Origin of the sequence: Maribacter sp. 2-571, assembly GCF_050589625.1 — a bacterium.
Classification (GTDB): domain Bacteria; phylum Bacteroidota; class Bacteroidia; order Flavobacteriales; family Flavobacteriaceae; genus Pelagihabitans.
On sequence record NZ_JBNGOP010000003.1, the window covers coordinates 231,670 to 248,837 of the forward strand.

Genomic DNA, 17,168 nt, shown 5'->3' on the forward strand with positions numbered 1-17,168 from the left:
CATGGGTAAAAAATTGTTAAAGAACGCCAGCATTGTCGATGCCCACGGTATCCGTATGGGCGACGTGTTGATCGACGATGAGGTGATTTTAAAAATAGGTACGGATATCAGCGATCCCAATGCCACGGTATACGACTTGGAGGGGAAGTATTTATTGCCCGGGGTGATAGACGATCAAGTGCACTTTAGGGAACCCGGCCTTACCCATAAAGGGAATATTGCCTCGGAAAGCAGGGCGGCCGTAGCGGGAGGGATCACCACCTTTATGGAGCAACCCAATACCAATCCGCAAACGGTGACCATAGCAAAATTGGAGGAAAAGTTCCAAATGGCGGCCGATAGCGCTTTCGCCAATTATTCCTTTCTTTTTGGGGGTACCAATGACAATTTGGAAGAGCTGAAACGGCTCGACAAAAATGCCTGTTCCGGGGTGAAGTTGTTTTTGGGCTCTTCTACCGGAAACATGTTGGTCGATGATGAAGCCGTTATCGAACAGATATTTTTGAATACGGAAATGGTTATTTCCGCCCACTGCGAGGACGAGGGAACCATTAAAAGAAACTTGGAAACCTTCAAAAACCAGTACGGCGATGCCATACCGATACCCCTACATCCTCAGATCCGTAGTGAAGAAGCCTGTTACCTGTCTTCTTCCAAAGCGATAGCGCTTGCCAAAAAAACGGGAGCGCGTTTGCATGTGTTTCACCTCTCTACGGGTAAGGAGACCGAGCTGTTCCGGAACGATATCCCTTTGTCCGAGAAGAAGATTACCGCAGAGGTATGCATACACCATTTATGGTTTTCCGATGCCGATTACGATACGAAGGGCACTTTGATCAAATGGAACCCCGCGGTAAAGACCGCTTCGGATAGGGAGCGCTTATGGGAAGCCTTGCTCGATGATCGTTTGGACGTTATCGCAACGGACCACGCCCCGCATTTGATGGAAGAAAAGCAAAACGTGTATACCAAGGCACCTTCGGGAGGCCCTTTGGTACAACATGCCTTGCCCGCCATGTTGGAAAAATTTCACGATGGGGTCATTTCCTTGGAAAAAATTGTCGAAAAAATGTGCCTCAATCCTGCCATTTTATTTCAGATCGACCGTCGGGGAGTTATTAAGGAAGGGTATTTTGCGGATCTTGTAGCGGTCGATCTTGATGCTCCGTGGCAGGTGACACCGGATACCATTGCGTACAAATGTGGGTGGTCCCCATTTGATGGACATACTTTTCGCTCCCAAATAACCCATACTTTTGTAAACGGACATTTGGCCTATGAAAATGGCCGATTTTCGGAACATAGAAATGCAAAAAGATTGACTTTTGACAGAGCTTAAAAACATATGGGCCATAGGTTGTTCGATAACAATGTTGTTGTTTCAGGCTTGTGGCGAAAAAGCGATCGAGCCTCCGGAACGTTTGATAGCGAAGGACAAAATGATAACGGTATTGACCGATCTTACCCTTTTGAACGCCGCTAAAGTCACCAATATAAGTGTGCTCGAGGAGAACGGGGTGGAACCGATGGCCTACCTCTTTCAAAAACACGATATCGATAGCCTACAGTTTGTAGAGAGCAACAGATACTATGCGTCCTTGCCCTTGGTGTATGAAGACATTTATGTGCAGATAAAAAAGCGTATCGAAAGTCAGCAGGAAACCATTTTGGCGGCCAAGAAGGAAAAAGATAGTATTAAACTGATCGAGCGGGAGGCCAATAAGAAGAGGAAAAAGAAAAAAACCGATACGGTAAAGGGTTCGGAGGCCAAAAAAGCGGCGATCAAGAACGCTCTTCAATAAATTTTTGGCACGAAAAAGCGATGGTAGGGGCAACAGGCTCAAAATCAAAATCGAGCTCTGTTTTACTTTTCTGCGTATCGTAACGCTCTTGTTGTCTTAGTGAACGGATTCCATTTTTGGTCAGTTTTCGGGCGTTACCGCTAACCAGGCTCCATAGCCAATCCATCCAGCGTAAGAAGTCGAGCTGCCAAAAGCGCAATATCGTTTTGGGCATAGGTTTGTCAAGGCTATCGGCAAACAGTTCCAGCATTCTTTTGTAGGTCAAATTTTCGGAAACGGCAAGGTATCGTTCGTTGCGAACCGGACTTTCCATAAGTTTCAACATCAAACGGACCACATCGTTTACCGTAACAAAGCCGGTGCCGCCCGGTGGATAAAATCGAGAACCTCGGTCGGCGGTGGTAAAAAGGTTGCCGCTGCCGCCTTTCCAAAATCCCGGACCTATGATAATTCCGGGGTTTACCGTTACAACGGTAAGCCCCTCCTGCGCACCCCGCCATACTTCCAGTTCCGCTAGGTATTTGGAGCGTGCATACACATTGGCATGCTGTTCGGTAAACTCGTTTTCTTCATTGGTCATGGCCACCGAAACACTGGGTCCCAAGGTGGCGATGCTGCTCACATAGCAGAGTTTTTCAATTGAAAATAGCAAACACAAGTTTACGATATTGGCCGTTCCCTCGGCATTTACCTTTAACAATCGTTCATAATCGTTAGGGTCGAAGGAAATATAGGCCGCAGCATGGTATACTTTGGTAACCCCTTCGAAGGCGCTCTCCAATGCGGGGATGTCGTTGATGTCCGCTTGGTGCCAACTTATTTTTTCAAATAGATCGGAAGCGTTTTCATGGTAATACGAGAATATTTTTAGAACGGTCTCCTTGCTTTTTGGGTCGCGATAGAGCGCACGTACGGGAAGTCCTTTTTTCGCTAGCCGTACCAACAAATGTGACCCCACCAAACCCGTACCGCCAGTAACCAAAATCATTGGTCAAAGTTAGCGATTTGAACTGGATTAATTTGAGAGGGCAAATGGGAAAACACAAACGGAGTTCCTTTATATTTGCAGCGGTATTTCAAAGACGAACGAATGGCTTTCAATTTTGTAGAAGAATTAAAATGGCGCGGCATGTTACATGATGCCATGCCGGGAACGGAGGAACACCTATTACAGGAAATGCAATCGGCCTATGTGGGTATCGACCCTACTGCGGACTCCCTACATATCGGGCACTTGGTGAGCGTTATGATGTTACGGCATTTTCAATTGGCGGGACATAAACCGTATGCCCTTGTCGGCGGCGCAACAGGAATGATCGGGGATCCTTCCGGAAAATCGGCGGAACGGAATCTGTTGAACGAAACTACCTTGCGTTCCAATCAAGAGGCCTTAAAAGCGCAACTCTCCCGTTTTCTCGATTTTGAAAGCGATGCTGAAAACGCGGCGGTACTGGTGAACAATTACGATTGGATGAAGGACTTTTCGTTCTTGGATTTTATTAGGGACGTAGGCAAGCATATTACGGTAAACTATATGATGGCCAAGGATTCGGTAAAAAAGCGGCTCTCTTCCGAAGCCAAGGAGGGCATGTCCTTTACGGAGTTCACCTATCAACTGGTGCAGGGCTATGATTTTTTATACCTCTACCAAAACCATAATTGCAGCCTTCAAATGGGCGGTAGCGATCAATGGGGAAACATTACTACGGGAACGGAACTGATCCGAAGGATCGGAGGGGGGAAAGGCTTCGCGTTGACCTGTCCTTTGATTACCAAGGCCGATGGCACAAAATTCGGTAAGACCGAGAGCGGAAACATATGGTTGGACGCCCATCGGACCTCCCCATACAAGTTTTATCAGTACTGGTTGAATACCAGCGATGCCGATGCCGAAAAGTATATTAAGATCTTTACTTTTTTGGATAGGGATACCATTACCAAACTGGTGTCGGAGCATCGGGAAACACCAGGGCTGCGTTTATTGCAAAAACGATTGGCTACGGAAATTACCGAAATGGTGCATTCCAAGGAAGATATGGAAAACGCGGTACAGGCGAGCGGTATCCTATTCGGAAAAGCCACCTCTGAGGCCCTGCGTAACCTCGACGAAACGACCTTTTTGGATGTTTTTGAAGGTGTTCCCCAAGCCACCATTGCCAAATCGGAATTGGAAGATGGGTTGGATATGATCGGTGCCCTTTCCGCAAAAACGGGCTTTTTAGGCTCCAATGGGGAAGCCCGACGGGAGTTGAAGCAAAATGCCATTTCCGTGAACAAGGAAAAAGTTAAGGAAGATTATACCATTGGCGTAAACGACCTGATCAACGAAAAGTATGTGTTGTTGCAAAAAGGCAAACGGAACTATTTTGTGCTGGTAACGGAATAGGGGGGAGACGAAGGACAGAAGGACAAAAGACGGAAAGACAAAGGACGGAAAGACAAAGGACGAAAAGACAAAGGACGAAAAGACCTAAGACTTATGATGGTGTCTGCTTGGTTTTTACCTTTGAACTTGAACTTGAACTTGAACTTGAGTTTGAGCTTGTATTTGAATTTGAAAAATCCGTACTATACGTTACTCGATGACCAACAGATTACAACCTCTAATGTCCGAATGGTCGAACCTTCCCAATATTTCAAAGCTGTTGTCAGGATGTAGTTTTCCAAGGTCTTGCGTGGCTATAAAAGCACAGGAGTGCACATTTGCCAGGTCAATAATGTTGATGCCCCCGGTTTTCCCAATACCTTGAACGCTTAAGGGGTCTTCCGTATCGCGTATCTGGATCTTCATCCATGGTGGGGTCCGGAAAATGCCATCCCCTTTGGAGTAGGCCTGCGAGAGCAGTTCGGTCATGCCATACTCGGAATGGATCTTTGCAACGCCCAGTCCTTTTTTAAGCACATCGTGCAACGCCTCGCGGATCATTTCCTTTCTTCTGCCCTTCATGCCCCCTGTTTCCATAACAATGGTGTTTTTCAGGGTAAACCGGTAGGTTTCTACCAAGTCCAATAAAGCGAACGAAACCCCTATGAGCAGTACCGGAGTCCCTTTTTCGTTAAGTTCTTCAAGGGTTTTGGCCAAAGCGGGCAGGTCGTTAAGGTAAAAGCCACTTTTAGGGTGCTCGCTTTTTCGGATAAGGTCTTCCGTCATATAGATCAATGAAGACCCGGTTCTTTCCAAATAGGAAGGAAGTAAAGCAAGAATACAGTAGTCGGTAATAGTGCCATAAAACAATTGGAAGGCGCTAAGGTAACTCGCCTCATAAAGAGCAGTGTCGGAAACGTAATGCTTACTGGTATTAGTGCCCGTGGTGCCGCTGCTGGTAAATACCGTGTAGGACGGACTTTGGGTAGTGATGATCTGTTTCGATTTGAAAAATGCTATGGGTAGAAAAGGAATTTCGGAAAGCTGCTTAACGGTATCTTCACTGGCGCCCAAATGCGTACAAAAAGAACGGTAAACAGGATTGTTTTGGAATTGGTATTGAAAAACGGACAGTGCCTGAAGCTCAAAATCCGCATCGGTCGAAATTTCAAAAACCTGTCGAAAGTCTCCCATAGCACAAAAGTAGCCAATTTGCGTTGGCCGACACCGGACTTCAAAGGTCCTTTTAAAATAATTGCTGCTATCGAAGTAGGGGAAAATCGCTTGTGATAGGAAAATAAAAACTTCCTATCGTTTCGGTCGTATATTTTTAAAGACCATCGCTCTCAACAGGGAAGCCGCCTTTACTCGATAATCGAGATTTAAAATGCTCCGACCCTTGCGTCGAAATCAATGGTAATTTTCGTTCTAATGCCTAGTGGGCTTGCCTCGAGGTTATTTATTTCACTACCAATTTGCGCGTGCTGCTATGTTGTGCTTCCACTACCTGAAGTACGTATACGCCAGAGGCCAAATCCGAAATGTTCAAGGTTTTGTTCTTGATGACGTCCCTAAGGGCGACATCTCCGAAAACATCAAAGATCATAATTTCCTTCGGTTCATTTTTAGCGGTAGTAATGTATACCACATCGTCGAACACGGGATTCGGATAAATTTTAAAACCGGGAATTTCCTCGGGCTGTAGGTCTTTTGCAGAGGCCGGTTGTTGTGCAAACGCACCAAAAGATAACGCCAGTAGCAGCGCAGTGTAAAGTAGTCGCATAGGTATTGATTTGGGATCAATACTTTAAAGATACCCAAACTGGCCGGTAAAGCACTATTAATGTTGTGAAATTCGACAAAATGTAGGTGAATGGATTTGAATGTGTATTTGGTCGGTATTTTATGTTGGGCAGGTATATCCCACTTCGGGAAGAAGTATTCTTATTTGATGATCAGTTTTCGGGTAGCTACCTTATCCTTTTCGATGACCCTAAGGATATAGACGCCGGCATCCAAATCGGAAAGACTCAGTTCGGACCCAATCAGTTTGCGTTGCAGCACCTGCGTACCCAATACGTCAAAAATAAGAACGGTTTTCGGGGCGTTTTCGGCCGTATTTACATATACCTTTCCGTTTGTAACGGGGTTTGGATATAGCGTAAAGCCATCAATATCACCACTTGCTTTCGGTTCTTGGGCCAAAGCAATAGCGGTAAACAATAATGTAAGTATGAGGTAAAAGTTCTTCATTCACTTATATCTACGGTAAATATACTAAAATTGACGTTTGGGCGTTACGAATTACTTTCATTAGTACAAAAATTTGGCCAAAACGTAAAAAAGCCTCGATTTTTCGAGGCTTTTTTGTTTTATATAATATCGAATCGGTACCTGTTATACCATTTCAAAGTTAAAATGGTATTAGTTCCCCGTCACCCAACTAAAAGTACTGACGTCTACGGTAGCTTCAACTTCGTAAGATTGTGTTGGATCGGAATCCACACCTTCGATCTGAACGTTTGATAAGGCTCCGTCGTCCCTAAAATCCAAAGCCGTTTCATATCCTGAAAGGGAAAGTCCGGTAATGGTCGCGCCGGACTCAATTTTGAACTGTAAGGCCGTACCCCCTGTAGAAGAAACAGCGGTCAGGTTGGTCAAGGTAGGGTTGCCATTTTCACCATCGGCCTCTACCGCCGTAGAAAACCCTTGAATGGTATGGGATACGTATGCATTGGTCAGCGTTCCGCTCCAGCCTTCCGTCCAATCGATGGCGTCATCCTCATTGTTTTCCAAATACATGTTGGTGGCATTTACTGTTCCTCCAAAGAATTCTACTCCATCGTCGGTACCGTTCAATAGGGCCACGTTCGTTATGGTGGTTCCGGATCCTACCGCATACAGGGTCAAACCATTGAACTGCGATTCTGGATTGATGGATGCCCCAGCGTAGTTGATGATTAAGTAATCGATGGTTCCCGAATTGTCCGTGTCGTCGCTTCCGCCATAGGTCAGCTGACCTACTTCCGCTATAGCGTTTATACCCGCAGTGGTAGTAGCATCGCCCAATATCACCAGGCCTCCCCAGTCGCCTGGCTCTTGGTTGATAGATGTCATTACTACCGGATTTGCGGCAGTACCTTGAATATCGATCTGTGCGCCTTTTTGAATTACGATATACGTGCTGGTTTCTTCACCTTCTTCAACATCTGCGGTTATAACGGTTCCGGCAGGAATGGTTAATGTAGCACCTTCCTCGACGCTGAAGTTTCCGCTCAAAAAGTAGCTGACATCGGCGTCCAAAGTTAAATCGGAAGTGATGTTTCCTTCCAACACGCTTGTCGTTACCTCGGTAGTGGAATTCACCCAATCAAAAGAGGCTACATCTACGGTGGCAGGGGCCAAATACGCGTTCGAAGGGTCGGCGTCCGCACCATCGATCTGCACATTGGAAAATGCACCGTCATCCCTAAAATCAAAGGAAGTTTCATAACCGGCCAATGATAGTCCGGTAATTGTTGCTCCCGATTCTATTTTGAACTGTAAGGCGGTACCTCCAGTGCTGGAAACCGCTGTCAGGTTCTCCAAGGTCGGATTGCCGTTTTCGCCATCAGCTTCCACAGCGGTCGAAAAACCTTCTATGGAATGCAGTACATAGGCATTGGTAAGGGTTCCGTTCCACCCTTCGGTCCAGTCGATGGCATCGTCTTGGTTGTTTTCCAGGTAAAGGTTGGTAGCGTTCACCGTACCTCCGAAAAACTCGACACCATCATCCGTACCGTTCAATAATGCTACGTTTTGTATGGTGGTTCCCGAACCCACTGCATAAAGGGTAAGGCCGTTAAACTGTGACTCAGGGTTGATCGATGCTCCGGCATAATTAATGATCAAATAATTGATGCTTCCCGAATCGTCGGAACCGTTGGAGCCACCATAGGTCAACTGCCCTACTTCGGCTACGGCGTCTACACCGGCAGTGGTAGGCGCATCACCAAGGATGACAAGACCGCCCCAATCTCCCGGTTCTTCGTTCGCGGAGGTCATGGTCACCGGATTGGAGGCAGTTCCTTGGATATCGATCTTCGCACCTTTTTGGATTACGATATAGGTGCTGGTGTTCTGTCCCTCTTCTACATCGGCAATAATTTTGGTTCCGGCAGGGATAGTAAGCGTTGCGCCGGACTCCACGCTATAGTTCCCTTTTAGGGCGTAGGTGATATTGCTGTCCAATGTAACGTCTTCCGTAGTGCTGCCTTCCAAATTTTCGGTGGTGGTGGAATCTGGACATGCGGTACAAGCGCTACCGCCACAATCCACTCCTTCTTCGTCCCCGTTCTTGATGCCATCGGTACAGGTTGGTGCGGCACCATCAGGTCCTGGGTCCGGGCTGTTATCGTCCCCGCTGCAACTTACAATAAGTCCCATTGCAAGGGAAACCAGTCCCATTGCTAAAAATTTCCTTGATTTCATAATCGTTTCGTGTTTGTTAAAAGCGTTATTGTTACTTAAATCGGTAACTGAACCCTAAACTAAACTGAGCCCCTACTGAATAAGAACGAACGATTTCTTCGGTTTCAATTCCGGAACTTGGCCGAATTAATTGTGTTCTCTCTATTTCAGGATTTAGCAGGTTGCGTCCAATCAACCGAACGGTTATATGCTCTCCTATTTCCTTGCTCACTACGGCATCCAATACCACGAAACCTTTTTCTATAATGGCATCGTTAAACTCGATATTGGTGTTCGTCTGGTTGAGCGCGGAACCTAGACTGAAAATCTTATCGGATGCATAATTTGCTGTCAAAGATGCGGAAAGCGGGTTGTCCGAAGATTCGGTAAAGTTTAAGCTTGTGTTAAGTATCCAGTCCGAAGCGCCCTGCAAGTCGGTCTCTGTTAAGCCTTTGTAACGAAATGTGCGTACCAAGCTTCCATCTTCGTTCCGTACCTCTTTCAAATCCTGCGTATGCCACATTCTGGAAGCATTGAAATTTAGGTTCAGACCGTAACCGGAAACGGTGTCGTCTTCTTCATTAGTTATCGGTTTGATCAAATCGAGTTTGGTTTCCAATTCGATTCCGAATACTTCCGCTTTTTCACCGGAGTTGAAATAGGAGAATACACCTGCAGCCCCACGATCTTGTACAGTGTTTATAGGGTCGGAGATGTCTTTGTAAAAGGTTGCTACCGAAACCAGTTGTCCTGCCGATGGAAAGTACTCCCATTTTAGGTCATAGTTCAAATCGGTAGAAGCTTCGATATTTGGATTACCCCTGGTTACCTGGCCTGTAGGGGCAACATATTCAAAAGGGGATATCTCCTTGAATTCTGGAAGTGTGATCGTTCTACTGAATGCAAAGCGCACCGCATTTTTTTCGTTAACGTCATATTTGATATTTGCGGTAGGGTACAGGTTGTTGTACGATTTATTGGCCGCACCGATACGCGGGTTGATGTTCCCCACATCGTAATTTACATCGATATCATCTGCTTGATAACGCAGACCACCATTGATGTTCCATTTTTTTTCGCCCCAATTGAAATCTACAAAGGCAGCTTTGGAGTCCAGTTCGCCCGAATAAAAGTCGGGAATAAGTACGTTCAGCCGTAAAAGACCATTGTCAAAATTGGATTGTTGAAAAATACTTCCCAAATTATCGATAGATGGGGGATTGATGGCATTTCTGGAAACTTCACGAACACCGATGAATTGAGAGTTAAAGTCACGGCTCTTGTTTCTATAGTTCAGGCCAAATTCCAATTTCAAGGTTTTATCGTCTTCTTCGATCAAGCGAAGAACATCCTTCAAGTACCCATTGAATTCGGTGTCTTCTATGGTCTGTTTTGATTTTCGCTGCTGAAAGTCGGCAGTTCTTCCCAACTGTACAAAGTCGCCATCCGGATCAAAGTTGACCTCGTTTCGGATACGGTTCGGTTCGTCGGCATTTACCTTGTTGAACCCACCGGCCCAGGATAAGGTGTTCTTATCGGAAAGTTGATGTGTCCCTAATAATTGTGTGGTAAGCAAACGGGTCTGTTTTAAATTCTGGTCACGAATGAACTGAAACAGTCCTTCGGGCCGTTCCGTTTCCTCAAAAACGGAAGCCTCACCATTTCTACCCCCTTCAAAAACAAGGTCCGAAATCTTATTAACGAAGAAAGTGCTGGATTTGATCCTGTTTTTGTCGTTTATCTTATAGGAAAGGTCCAACAACGCCGTAGTGTTGGTATTGGTGCTAAAATTGGTGGCATCGGTAATGGTATCCCTTAAAGCATTTCTGCTGAATTCCCTGAAGAGTCCTTGGGCATATTCATAGGATCGACTTTGCGATGCGGCCAAGAAAACGGCAAGGTTTTCCTTAATTCGTTTTCCTGCGGATAAGGAGAATGAATAATTGATCGGGTTATCTTGTTGTACCGTGTTCCAGCCCTGACGTGTAATGAGGTCGCGGGTATCCAAGTTCTGATCATAAAAGCCAAAAGAAGTGTTGTTCGCGTTGGGAGAACCCTTAAAGTTATCGCGTACCCCGCCTTGCAACACATTGGAGTTACCGCCCACCCTTGCGCGTACGGAAAGTTCCTCCGAACCGGAAAGTTCGCGTGAAGTGATGTTGATGGTTCCGGACGATTGGTCGGCGGAGGATGCCGCCGCGTAGGTTTTGCTAACACTCACGTTTTGAATGATCCGCGTTGGGAAAAGCCCCAAGCCAATATTTTTTTTCTCCACATCGTCGGAAGGTATCGGCAAACCGTTTAAGGTGGTGGACAAATAGCGGTCTCCCAAACCACGTACAAAAACGTCGCCAGAGGCCTCACTGCTGGTTACCCCGGATATTTTAGTGGTAGCCGTAGCAACATCGGATACCCCGATTTTGGCAAGTTGTACCGCACCAATACTTTCCTTGATCTCCACTGCTTTTTTCTGATCTAGTAACAAGGCTACCTCCGAATCTTTTCGTGCGGTAGTGGTCACTACAACCTCTTCTAACGCAACACCTTCCGAGGCCCCCATGGGCACGTTCACAGTGGTCACCTTGCCGGCTTCTACCAAAATATTGGGCAGTTCTACCGTTTCATAACCCAAATAGCTCAATACCAAAGTGTACGACCCTGGTTCCAAATTGGCTATTTCATACAGGCCATCGAAGTCGGATTGGGTACCTTTTGTGGTCCCCTTTATAAGGATATTGGCAAAAGGCAAAGGCTCGTTGTTCAGTTCCTTGTCGGTCAAATTACCAGCGATACTTCCCGTATCTTGGGCACTCATGATCATTCCTGAAACAAGCGCTAGCAAAAAACAAATTTTCTTCAATTTTATGGTCTTTGAAATTCGCTGCAAAGAACGCTAGGGGTTGTAAAAGCCGTGTTATCTCTGTGTTAAACCTTTATTTCTGTAGCGTTACCTTAATGTTATCACATTAAATGAAGGTTAACTAGTTTTGAGCAAAGCGGATTATCTTTACATTTGAGCGACACGTATAAAAAGAAGTGATGAAAAAAAGCGAAATAAAAATCCTCCTTGTCGACGACGAACCGGATATTTTAGAGATTGTCGGGTACAACCTTTCCTCGCAAGGTTATCAGGTGTTTACCGCCAAAAATGGTTTGGAAGGCGTAGAGAAGGCGAAAAAGAAGGAACCGCATTTGATCATCCTTGATGTTATGATGCCCGAGATGGACGGTATTGAGGCCTGCGAGATCATTCGGGGTACGCCCGGTCTGGAACAAACGATCATTACCTTTTTGACCGCAAGGGGAGAGGACTATTCCCAAGTGGCCGGTTTTGATGCCGGGGCCGATGACTATATTACCAAACCTATCAAACCAAAGGTGTTGGTAAGTAAAGTAAAGGCATTGCTTCGCCGTTTGAAAGAAAGGGAAGATGCTTCTTCGGAAGATATTGTAAAAGTAGGCAACCTGGTGATCAACCGGGAAGAATATAAAATCGTGAACGACGGGGTAGAGATCATTTTGCCCAGAAAAGAGTTCGAACTCCTTTCCCTTTTGAGCTCAAAACCGAACAAGGTCTTTAAACGGGAAGTAATATTGGACCGTGTGTGGGGCAACGAAGTGGTCGTTGGCGGGCGTACCATTGATGTACATATTCGAAAGCTTCGCGAAAAAATAGGGGAAGAACATTTTAAGACCGTCAAAGGTGTCGGCTACAAGTTCGTGCTCTGATACCATTTTAACTTTGAAATAGCACTAATAAATCGTTTCTTTTTCAGCTGTTCTTCGTTAAAAAATATAACCGTAGCTAAGGCTATGCTTAGATTTTTTGCCTCGAACAACTAAAAAATAATTCAATTTCTATACGCGCGATTTCAAAGTTAAAATGGTATAATACCATTTCTACCTTGAAATTACCCATTAAAAATTGCTCTTTTCCGTGAATACTTCAAAATAAAAAACAACTGTAGCTACGGCTATGTTTGGTTTTTCTTTTTCGTCCGAACAAAAAATAACGGCTTTTTATTTGGGTAATTTCAAGGTAAAAACGGTAATTTTTATCATTCTGTTTGGTCCTGTAGGGCATTCCTTTACTTTTGCAATGCGACCACAGGTCGCAACGCACCAATTGATGGGTTATGGCGATTAGGCTAAGAAAATCGTATCGGTTTGCACTGCGCTCGGCGTTGTTGATCACTTTTTGTTCCGCAATATTGTTGGGCGGCCTGCTCTACATGTTACATTCTTTAAATTGGCTGTTGCTATTGGTTTTCGCCCTGCTTTTTTTTGGGATTTCCTTTATCGTTCTTCAATACCGTATTCAACGTTACATTTATCGCAGGATCAAGAAAATTTACGATGACGTGGCCTTATTGGAATCCACTTCCCTTACTTCCGACCCGATTACGACCGACATGAAAACGCTGACCGCGGAAATCGAAAAATTTGCGAAGGACAAAAAAGTGGAAATCGATACCCTAAAAATAAGGGAAGAGTACCGTAAGGATTTTTTGGGGAACGTGTCGCATGAGCTGAAAACCCCCCTGTTTACGGTTCAAGGGTATATTGAAACGCTTTTGGATGGGGCGATCAACGATAAAAATGTCCGTAAAAAGTACTTGTCGCGGGCAAACAAGGCCGTAGAACGGTTGATCTACATCGTAAAAGATCTGGATTTGATCACAAAATTGGAGGCCGGTGAGCTTATGGTGGAACGTACCGATTTTGATATTATCGAATTGATTCAAAGTGTTTTTGAACTTTTGGAAATGAAATCGGCAAAAAAAGAGATTGCCTTAACATTTGATATCGAATACGTTGAACCCATTTATGTGCATGCCGATCTGGAAAAGATACAACGGGTACTGACCAATTTGTTGGTTAATTCCATAAAGTATGGGCAAAAGAACGGAACAACGGAGGTAAGCGTAGAAAATTTGATACGGAACAAGGTCATTGTAAGGGTCACCGACAATGGCGAGGGCATACCGGAGCAATATATTCCGAGGTTGTTCGAACGGTTTTATCGGGTCGATCAAAGTGGCAGTAGAAAAGAGGGCGGTTCCGGTCTTGGCCTTTCCATCGTAAAACACATTATAGAGGCCCACGGAGAGAAAATATATGTAGAGAGTGTGGAAGAGGTCGGTTCCGAATTCTCGTTTACTTTGGAAAAAGTTACTCCTTCCGAAGCCTAGTTTTTTCCTAGTTTTGTGGGATAAAAATAAATGGCCGGTGGGAAGTAAGAACAAATTAAAACGGTTCAAGGAAAATGAGACCTTCAAAAATGTCATTCAACCCGTAAGGGACGAGGTTTCCGCAGGGTTGTTTTCGCTTCGCGGGAAATGGAATACCCACTTTAAAAACGAAAATCCCATTGTTTTGGAACTGGGCTGTGGTAAGGGCGAGTACACCGTTGGTCTTTCGCGGGCATATCCCGATAAAAATTTCATCGGAATCGATATCAAAGGGGCCCGTTTTTGGCGAGGGGCCAAAACGGCCTTGGAAGAAAATCTGGAAAATGCCGCCTTTTTAAGAAGTCAAATCGAACTGATCGATCTCCTTTTCGCGGAAAATGAAGTGGCAGAAATTTGGATAACCTTCCCGGATCCACAGATAAAATATAAACGGACCAAACACCGGATGACCAATTCCGATTTTCTGGATAAGTATCGAAAAATACTGCGTCCTGGCGGATTGGTACACCTAAAGACCGATAGCGAATTTATGCACGGCTATACCTTGGGGCTCTTGCAGGGTTTGGGGCTTACCGTAAACTATGCCAATCACGACGTATATAAGAACGAGGGAAGCCCTAGGGAAGTTTTGGGCATCCAAACGTTTTACGAACGGCAATATCTTGAAAAGGGAAAACCGATCACCTACATTCAATTTAAGTTCGGGTAGCGCATGCAACATTTGTTAATTCTTTTTTTTGCGACCTTTTCCGCGGCTGCCATGGCTACGGTTCCACCTGGACTGTTGAACATGAATGCCGCCAAGGTGAGTGTGGAAAAAGGAAAGGGCAATGGCATCATTTTTAGTTTGGGGGTCTCCACAATGATATTGCTACAGGCCTATGTAGCCGTATTGATCTCCAAGTTTTTGTACCGAAACCCCCAAGTGATCGATTGGTTGTTAAAAGGAGGGGTGTTCGTGTTCGGTTTTTTTGCAATCTATTTTTTTATTGCTGCGGGGCGCGATCGTAAAGGCCCCGCCAAAACGGTCAAGGTCAGCAAGAAAAACAGCTATTTTAGAGGCTTTTTGTTGGCGGCCGTAAACTTATTGACCATTCCTTACTACAGTGGCCTAAACGCCATGTGGAACGCCTCGGGTTGGATCAAGTTCGAGTTGACCGATACCCTTATTTTTGTTTTTGCCGCAGGTTTGGGTACCTTTTCGGTGTTGTATCTGTATGTTTTTTATTTCAATAAGCTGGAAAGGACCTCGGATAGCTTTTCAAAAAACAGCAATTATATTTTGAGCGCTTTAATGGTGGTACTTTTGAGCATTACCTTATTTCGAATATTTTATCGACAATGAAACCGGAGAACAAAAACTTTTTTGAGCGGGTATACCGAGTGGCCGAACAAATACCATATGGCCGGGTTACCTCCTATGGTGCCATTGCCAAATACCTTGGGGCGGCACGGAGCGCCAGAATGGTCGGTTGGGCAATGAACGGTGCGGGCAACCTGCCCAAGGTGCCGGCGCATCGGGTGGTAAATAAAATAGGGTTATTGACCGGAAAACATCATTTTGATGGCACCAATTTAATGCAACAGCTACTTGAAAACGAAGGCATTCAAGTGATTGATAATCAGATACAGCATTTCGAAAAACACTTTTGGGACCCTTTTACCGAACTAGGCGTTCAAGAGGAGCTCGACTAGCGTACCCGCAAGGTCGAAGGCTTAAATGGAGCATCATCGGCAACCCCTATATCAACATTCCTTATTTCAATAACAACCCTTTAGGGTTACCGTGCGATGGCGTATCTTTGTAAGGTATACCATTGTACCAGGGACATAGGGATAAAGAAATGGTATTATTGTGCTGTTTCAATGTTAAAATGGTAATACGATCAATTTGAATAGAAAGGGATAAAATGGTCAAGATAGAAAAGAAAGCGGTCCTTAAAGCACTGGAAAACATTACGGTTCCAGGGGAAGGCCAAAATATGGTCGAAAGTGGAGCCGTTAAGAATGTGCAAATTTTTGGGGATGAGGTAGAGATCGACATTACCATTACCAATCCCAGTTTGCAGGCCCGTAAGAAAACCGAGGTCGAAATTTTAAAGGTCGTTCACCGAGAGGTGTACGAAAAGGCCAAAATGAAAGTGAACATCACGGTCGATGCGCCCGCACCCAAGCAAAAGCCTAATGAAATAAAGGGCAAACCGTTACCGGGAATCAAGAACATTATTGCCGTTGCTTCGGGAAAAGGTGGTGTAGGGAAGTCTACGGTTACGGCAAATTTAGCGGTTACCTTGGCCAAAATGGGACTAAAGGTAGGGTTGCTCGATGCCGATATCTACGGGCCTTCCATGCCCATAATGTTCGATGTTACACAAGAAAAGCCCTTGGCCGTAAACGTCGATGGAAAATCCAAAATGAGACCGGTCGAAAGTTATGGTGTAAAAATGTTGTCCATCGGCTTTTTTACCCAACCGAACCAAGCGGTCATTTGGAGAGGACCTATGGCTTCAAAGGCATTGAACCAAATGATCTTTGATGCCCATTGGGGCGAATTGGATGTTATGTTGCTCGATTTGCCTCCCGGTACGGGCGACATTCATTTGAGTATCATGCAGGCAATGCCGGTTACCGGTGCCGTGGTGGTAAGTACCCCACAGGAAGTGGCCTTGGCCGATGCCCGAAAGGGCGTGGCAATGTTCCAACAAGAAGCGATTAACGTTCCGGTACTGGGAATTGTGGAAAACATGGCGTATTTTACTCCTGTGGAGCTTCCCGACAATAAGTATTATATCTTTGGAAAGGAAGGCGCACGCCATTTGGCCGAAGACCTGGAAGTACCTTTCTTGGGAGAAATTCCGTTGGTACAGAGCATACGCGAAGCCGGTGACGTTGGAAGGCCGGCCGCAATGCAAACGGCCACGCCCATAGAAAGCGCCTTTGAAGAACTGACGCGAAACGTGGTACAGGAAATGGTAGCACGAAATACAACATTGCCTCCAACGGAAGCAATAAAAATAACGACAATGGCGGGATGTGCCGCCGTTAAGAAAAAGTGATATGACATCGGAAGAGTTAAAAACGAATATTGAAAAAGCGCTGGAAGAAATCCGTCCGTTCCTGCAAAGCGACGGTGGCGATATCTCCCTGATTTCCATTGATAACGATACTTCGGTCAAAGTACGTTTGGAAGGTGCCTGCGTAGGATGTACCGTAAACCAGATGACGTTGAAAAGCGGGGTGGAAATGACCATTAAAAAGTATGCGCCCCAGATAGAAGAGGTCGTTAATGTTTCTTAGAAAGAGCACCGTCAGTTGCTGTTATGAACAGTAATATAGATGGGCGGTCGCCAATGAAGTCGT

Annotated in this window: 16 protein-coding genes; 10 read left to right on the forward strand and 6 right to left on the reverse strand. The window is 45.3% G+C overall.

Translation table 11 applies throughout. The features are described from left to right. Position 1 precedes the first annotated feature (1 nt). The gene (locus tag ACRD7P_RS03650; protein ID WP_430906135.1) at positions 2–1,339 is read left to right on the forward strand and encodes a dihydroorotase; all 1,338 of its coding nucleotides are present in this window, start codon (positions 2–4) and stop codon (positions 1,337–1,339) included. Beyond that, the gene (locus tag ACRD7P_RS03655) at positions 1,326–1,802 is read left to right on the forward strand and encodes a DUF4296 domain-containing protein (RefSeq protein WP_430906136.1); all 477 of its coding nucleotides are present in this window, start codon (positions 1,326–1,328) and stop codon (positions 1,800–1,802) included. Before ACRD7P_RS03650 ends, ACRD7P_RS03655 begins: the two co-directional genes overlap by 14 nt. On the opposite strand, the gene ACRD7P_RS03660 is transcribed toward ACRD7P_RS03655, so the two are convergent. After that, positions 1,783–2,790: an NAD-dependent epimerase/dehydratase family protein gene (locus tag ACRD7P_RS03660; RefSeq protein ID WP_430906137.1), complete on the reverse strand. Its 1,008-nt coding sequence runs from the start codon at positions 2,788–2,790 to the stop codon at positions 1,783–1,785. The genes ACRD7P_RS03655 and ACRD7P_RS03660 overlap by 20 nt on opposite strands. A 102-nt stretch (positions 2,791–2,892) precedes the next feature. Between ACRD7P_RS03660 and tyrS the strand changes: the two genes are divergently transcribed. Next, a complete protein-coding gene (gene tyrS, locus ACRD7P_RS03665) occupies positions 2,893–4,188 on the forward strand; it encodes a tyrosine--tRNA ligase (RefSeq protein WP_430906138.1) in 1,296 nt (431 codons plus the stop codon). A 189-nt stretch (positions 4,189–4,377) separates the two neighbouring features. Here tyrS and ACRD7P_RS03670 read toward each other — a convergent pair whose 3' ends face one another. The 5 genes from ACRD7P_RS03670 to ACRD7P_RS03690 form a co-directional block, all read right to left on the reverse strand. Next, complete coding sequence (locus tag ACRD7P_RS03670; RefSeq protein WP_430906139.1) at positions 4,378–5,361, reverse strand: acyl transferase; 984 nt, start codon at positions 5,359–5,361, stop codon at positions 4,378–4,380. Positions 5,362–5,626: 265 nt separating this feature from the next. Then, a complete protein-coding gene (locus ACRD7P_RS03675) occupies positions 5,627–5,950 on the reverse strand; it encodes a T9SS type A sorting domain-containing protein (protein WP_430906140.1) in 324 nt (107 codons plus the stop codon). 161 nt (positions 5,951–6,111) lie between these two features. After that, positions 6,112–6,420, reverse strand: a complete 309-nt coding sequence (locus tag ACRD7P_RS03680) for a T9SS type A sorting domain-containing protein (RefSeq protein ID WP_430906141.1) — start codon at positions 6,418–6,420, stop codon at positions 6,112–6,114. A gap of 171 nt (positions 6,421–6,591) precedes the next feature. Further along, positions 6,592–8,637 (reverse strand): hypothetical protein, encoded by a 2,046-nt coding sequence (locus ACRD7P_RS03685; protein ID WP_430906142.1) that lies wholly within the window; start codon positions 8,635–8,637, stop codon positions 6,592–6,594. Between the two features lie 31 nt (positions 8,638–8,668). Then, positions 8,669–11,476: a TonB-dependent receptor domain-containing protein gene (locus ACRD7P_RS03690; RefSeq protein WP_430906144.1), complete on the reverse strand. Its 2,808-nt coding sequence runs from the start codon at positions 11,474–11,476 to the stop codon at positions 8,669–8,671. Between the two features lie 179 nt (positions 11,477–11,655). Between ACRD7P_RS03690 and ACRD7P_RS03695 the strand changes: the two genes are divergently transcribed. The 7 genes from ACRD7P_RS03695 (at position 11,656) to ACRD7P_RS03725 (ending at position 17,105) form a co-directional block, all read left to right on the forward strand. Next, positions 11,656–12,345 carry a response regulator transcription factor gene (locus ACRD7P_RS03695; RefSeq protein ID WP_430906145.1) on the forward strand — a complete coding sequence of 230 codons (690 nt, stop codon included), beginning with the start codon at positions 11,656–11,658 and terminating at the stop codon, positions 12,343–12,345. A gap of 407 nt (positions 12,346–12,752) precedes the next feature. Next, on the forward strand, positions 12,753–13,808 hold the full coding sequence (locus ACRD7P_RS03700; protein WP_430906146.1) for a sensor histidine kinase: 1,056 nt from the start codon (positions 12,753–12,755) through the stop codon (positions 13,806–13,808). Between the two features lie 37 nt (positions 13,809–13,845). Next, positions 13,846–14,517, forward strand: coding sequence for a tRNA (guanosine(46)-N7)-methyltransferase TrmB (gene trmB / locus ACRD7P_RS03705; RefSeq protein ID WP_430906147.1), 672 nt, complete (start codon positions 13,846–13,848; stop codon positions 14,515–14,517). A gap of 3 nt (positions 14,518–14,520) precedes the next feature. Beyond that, entirely contained in the window at positions 14,521–15,153 is a 633-nt protein-coding gene (locus ACRD7P_RS03710; protein ID WP_430906148.1) for a LysE family transporter, read from the forward strand. After that, positions 15,150–15,503, forward strand: a complete 354-nt coding sequence (locus ACRD7P_RS03715; protein ID WP_430906149.1) for an MGMT family protein — start codon at positions 15,150–15,152, stop codon at positions 15,501–15,503. Before ACRD7P_RS03710 ends, ACRD7P_RS03715 begins: the two co-directional genes overlap by 4 nt. A gap of 215 nt (positions 15,504–15,718) precedes the next feature. After that, on the forward strand, positions 15,719–16,864 hold the full coding sequence (locus ACRD7P_RS03720) for a P-loop NTPase (RefSeq protein WP_430906150.1): 1,146 nt from the start codon (positions 15,719–15,721) through the stop codon (positions 16,862–16,864). 1 nt (position 16,865) lies between these two features. Next, complete coding sequence (locus ACRD7P_RS03725; protein ID WP_430906151.1) at positions 16,866–17,105, forward strand: NifU family protein; 240 nt, start codon at positions 16,866–16,868, stop codon at positions 17,103–17,105. The last annotated feature ends 63 nt before the right edge of the window (positions 17,106–17,168 follow it).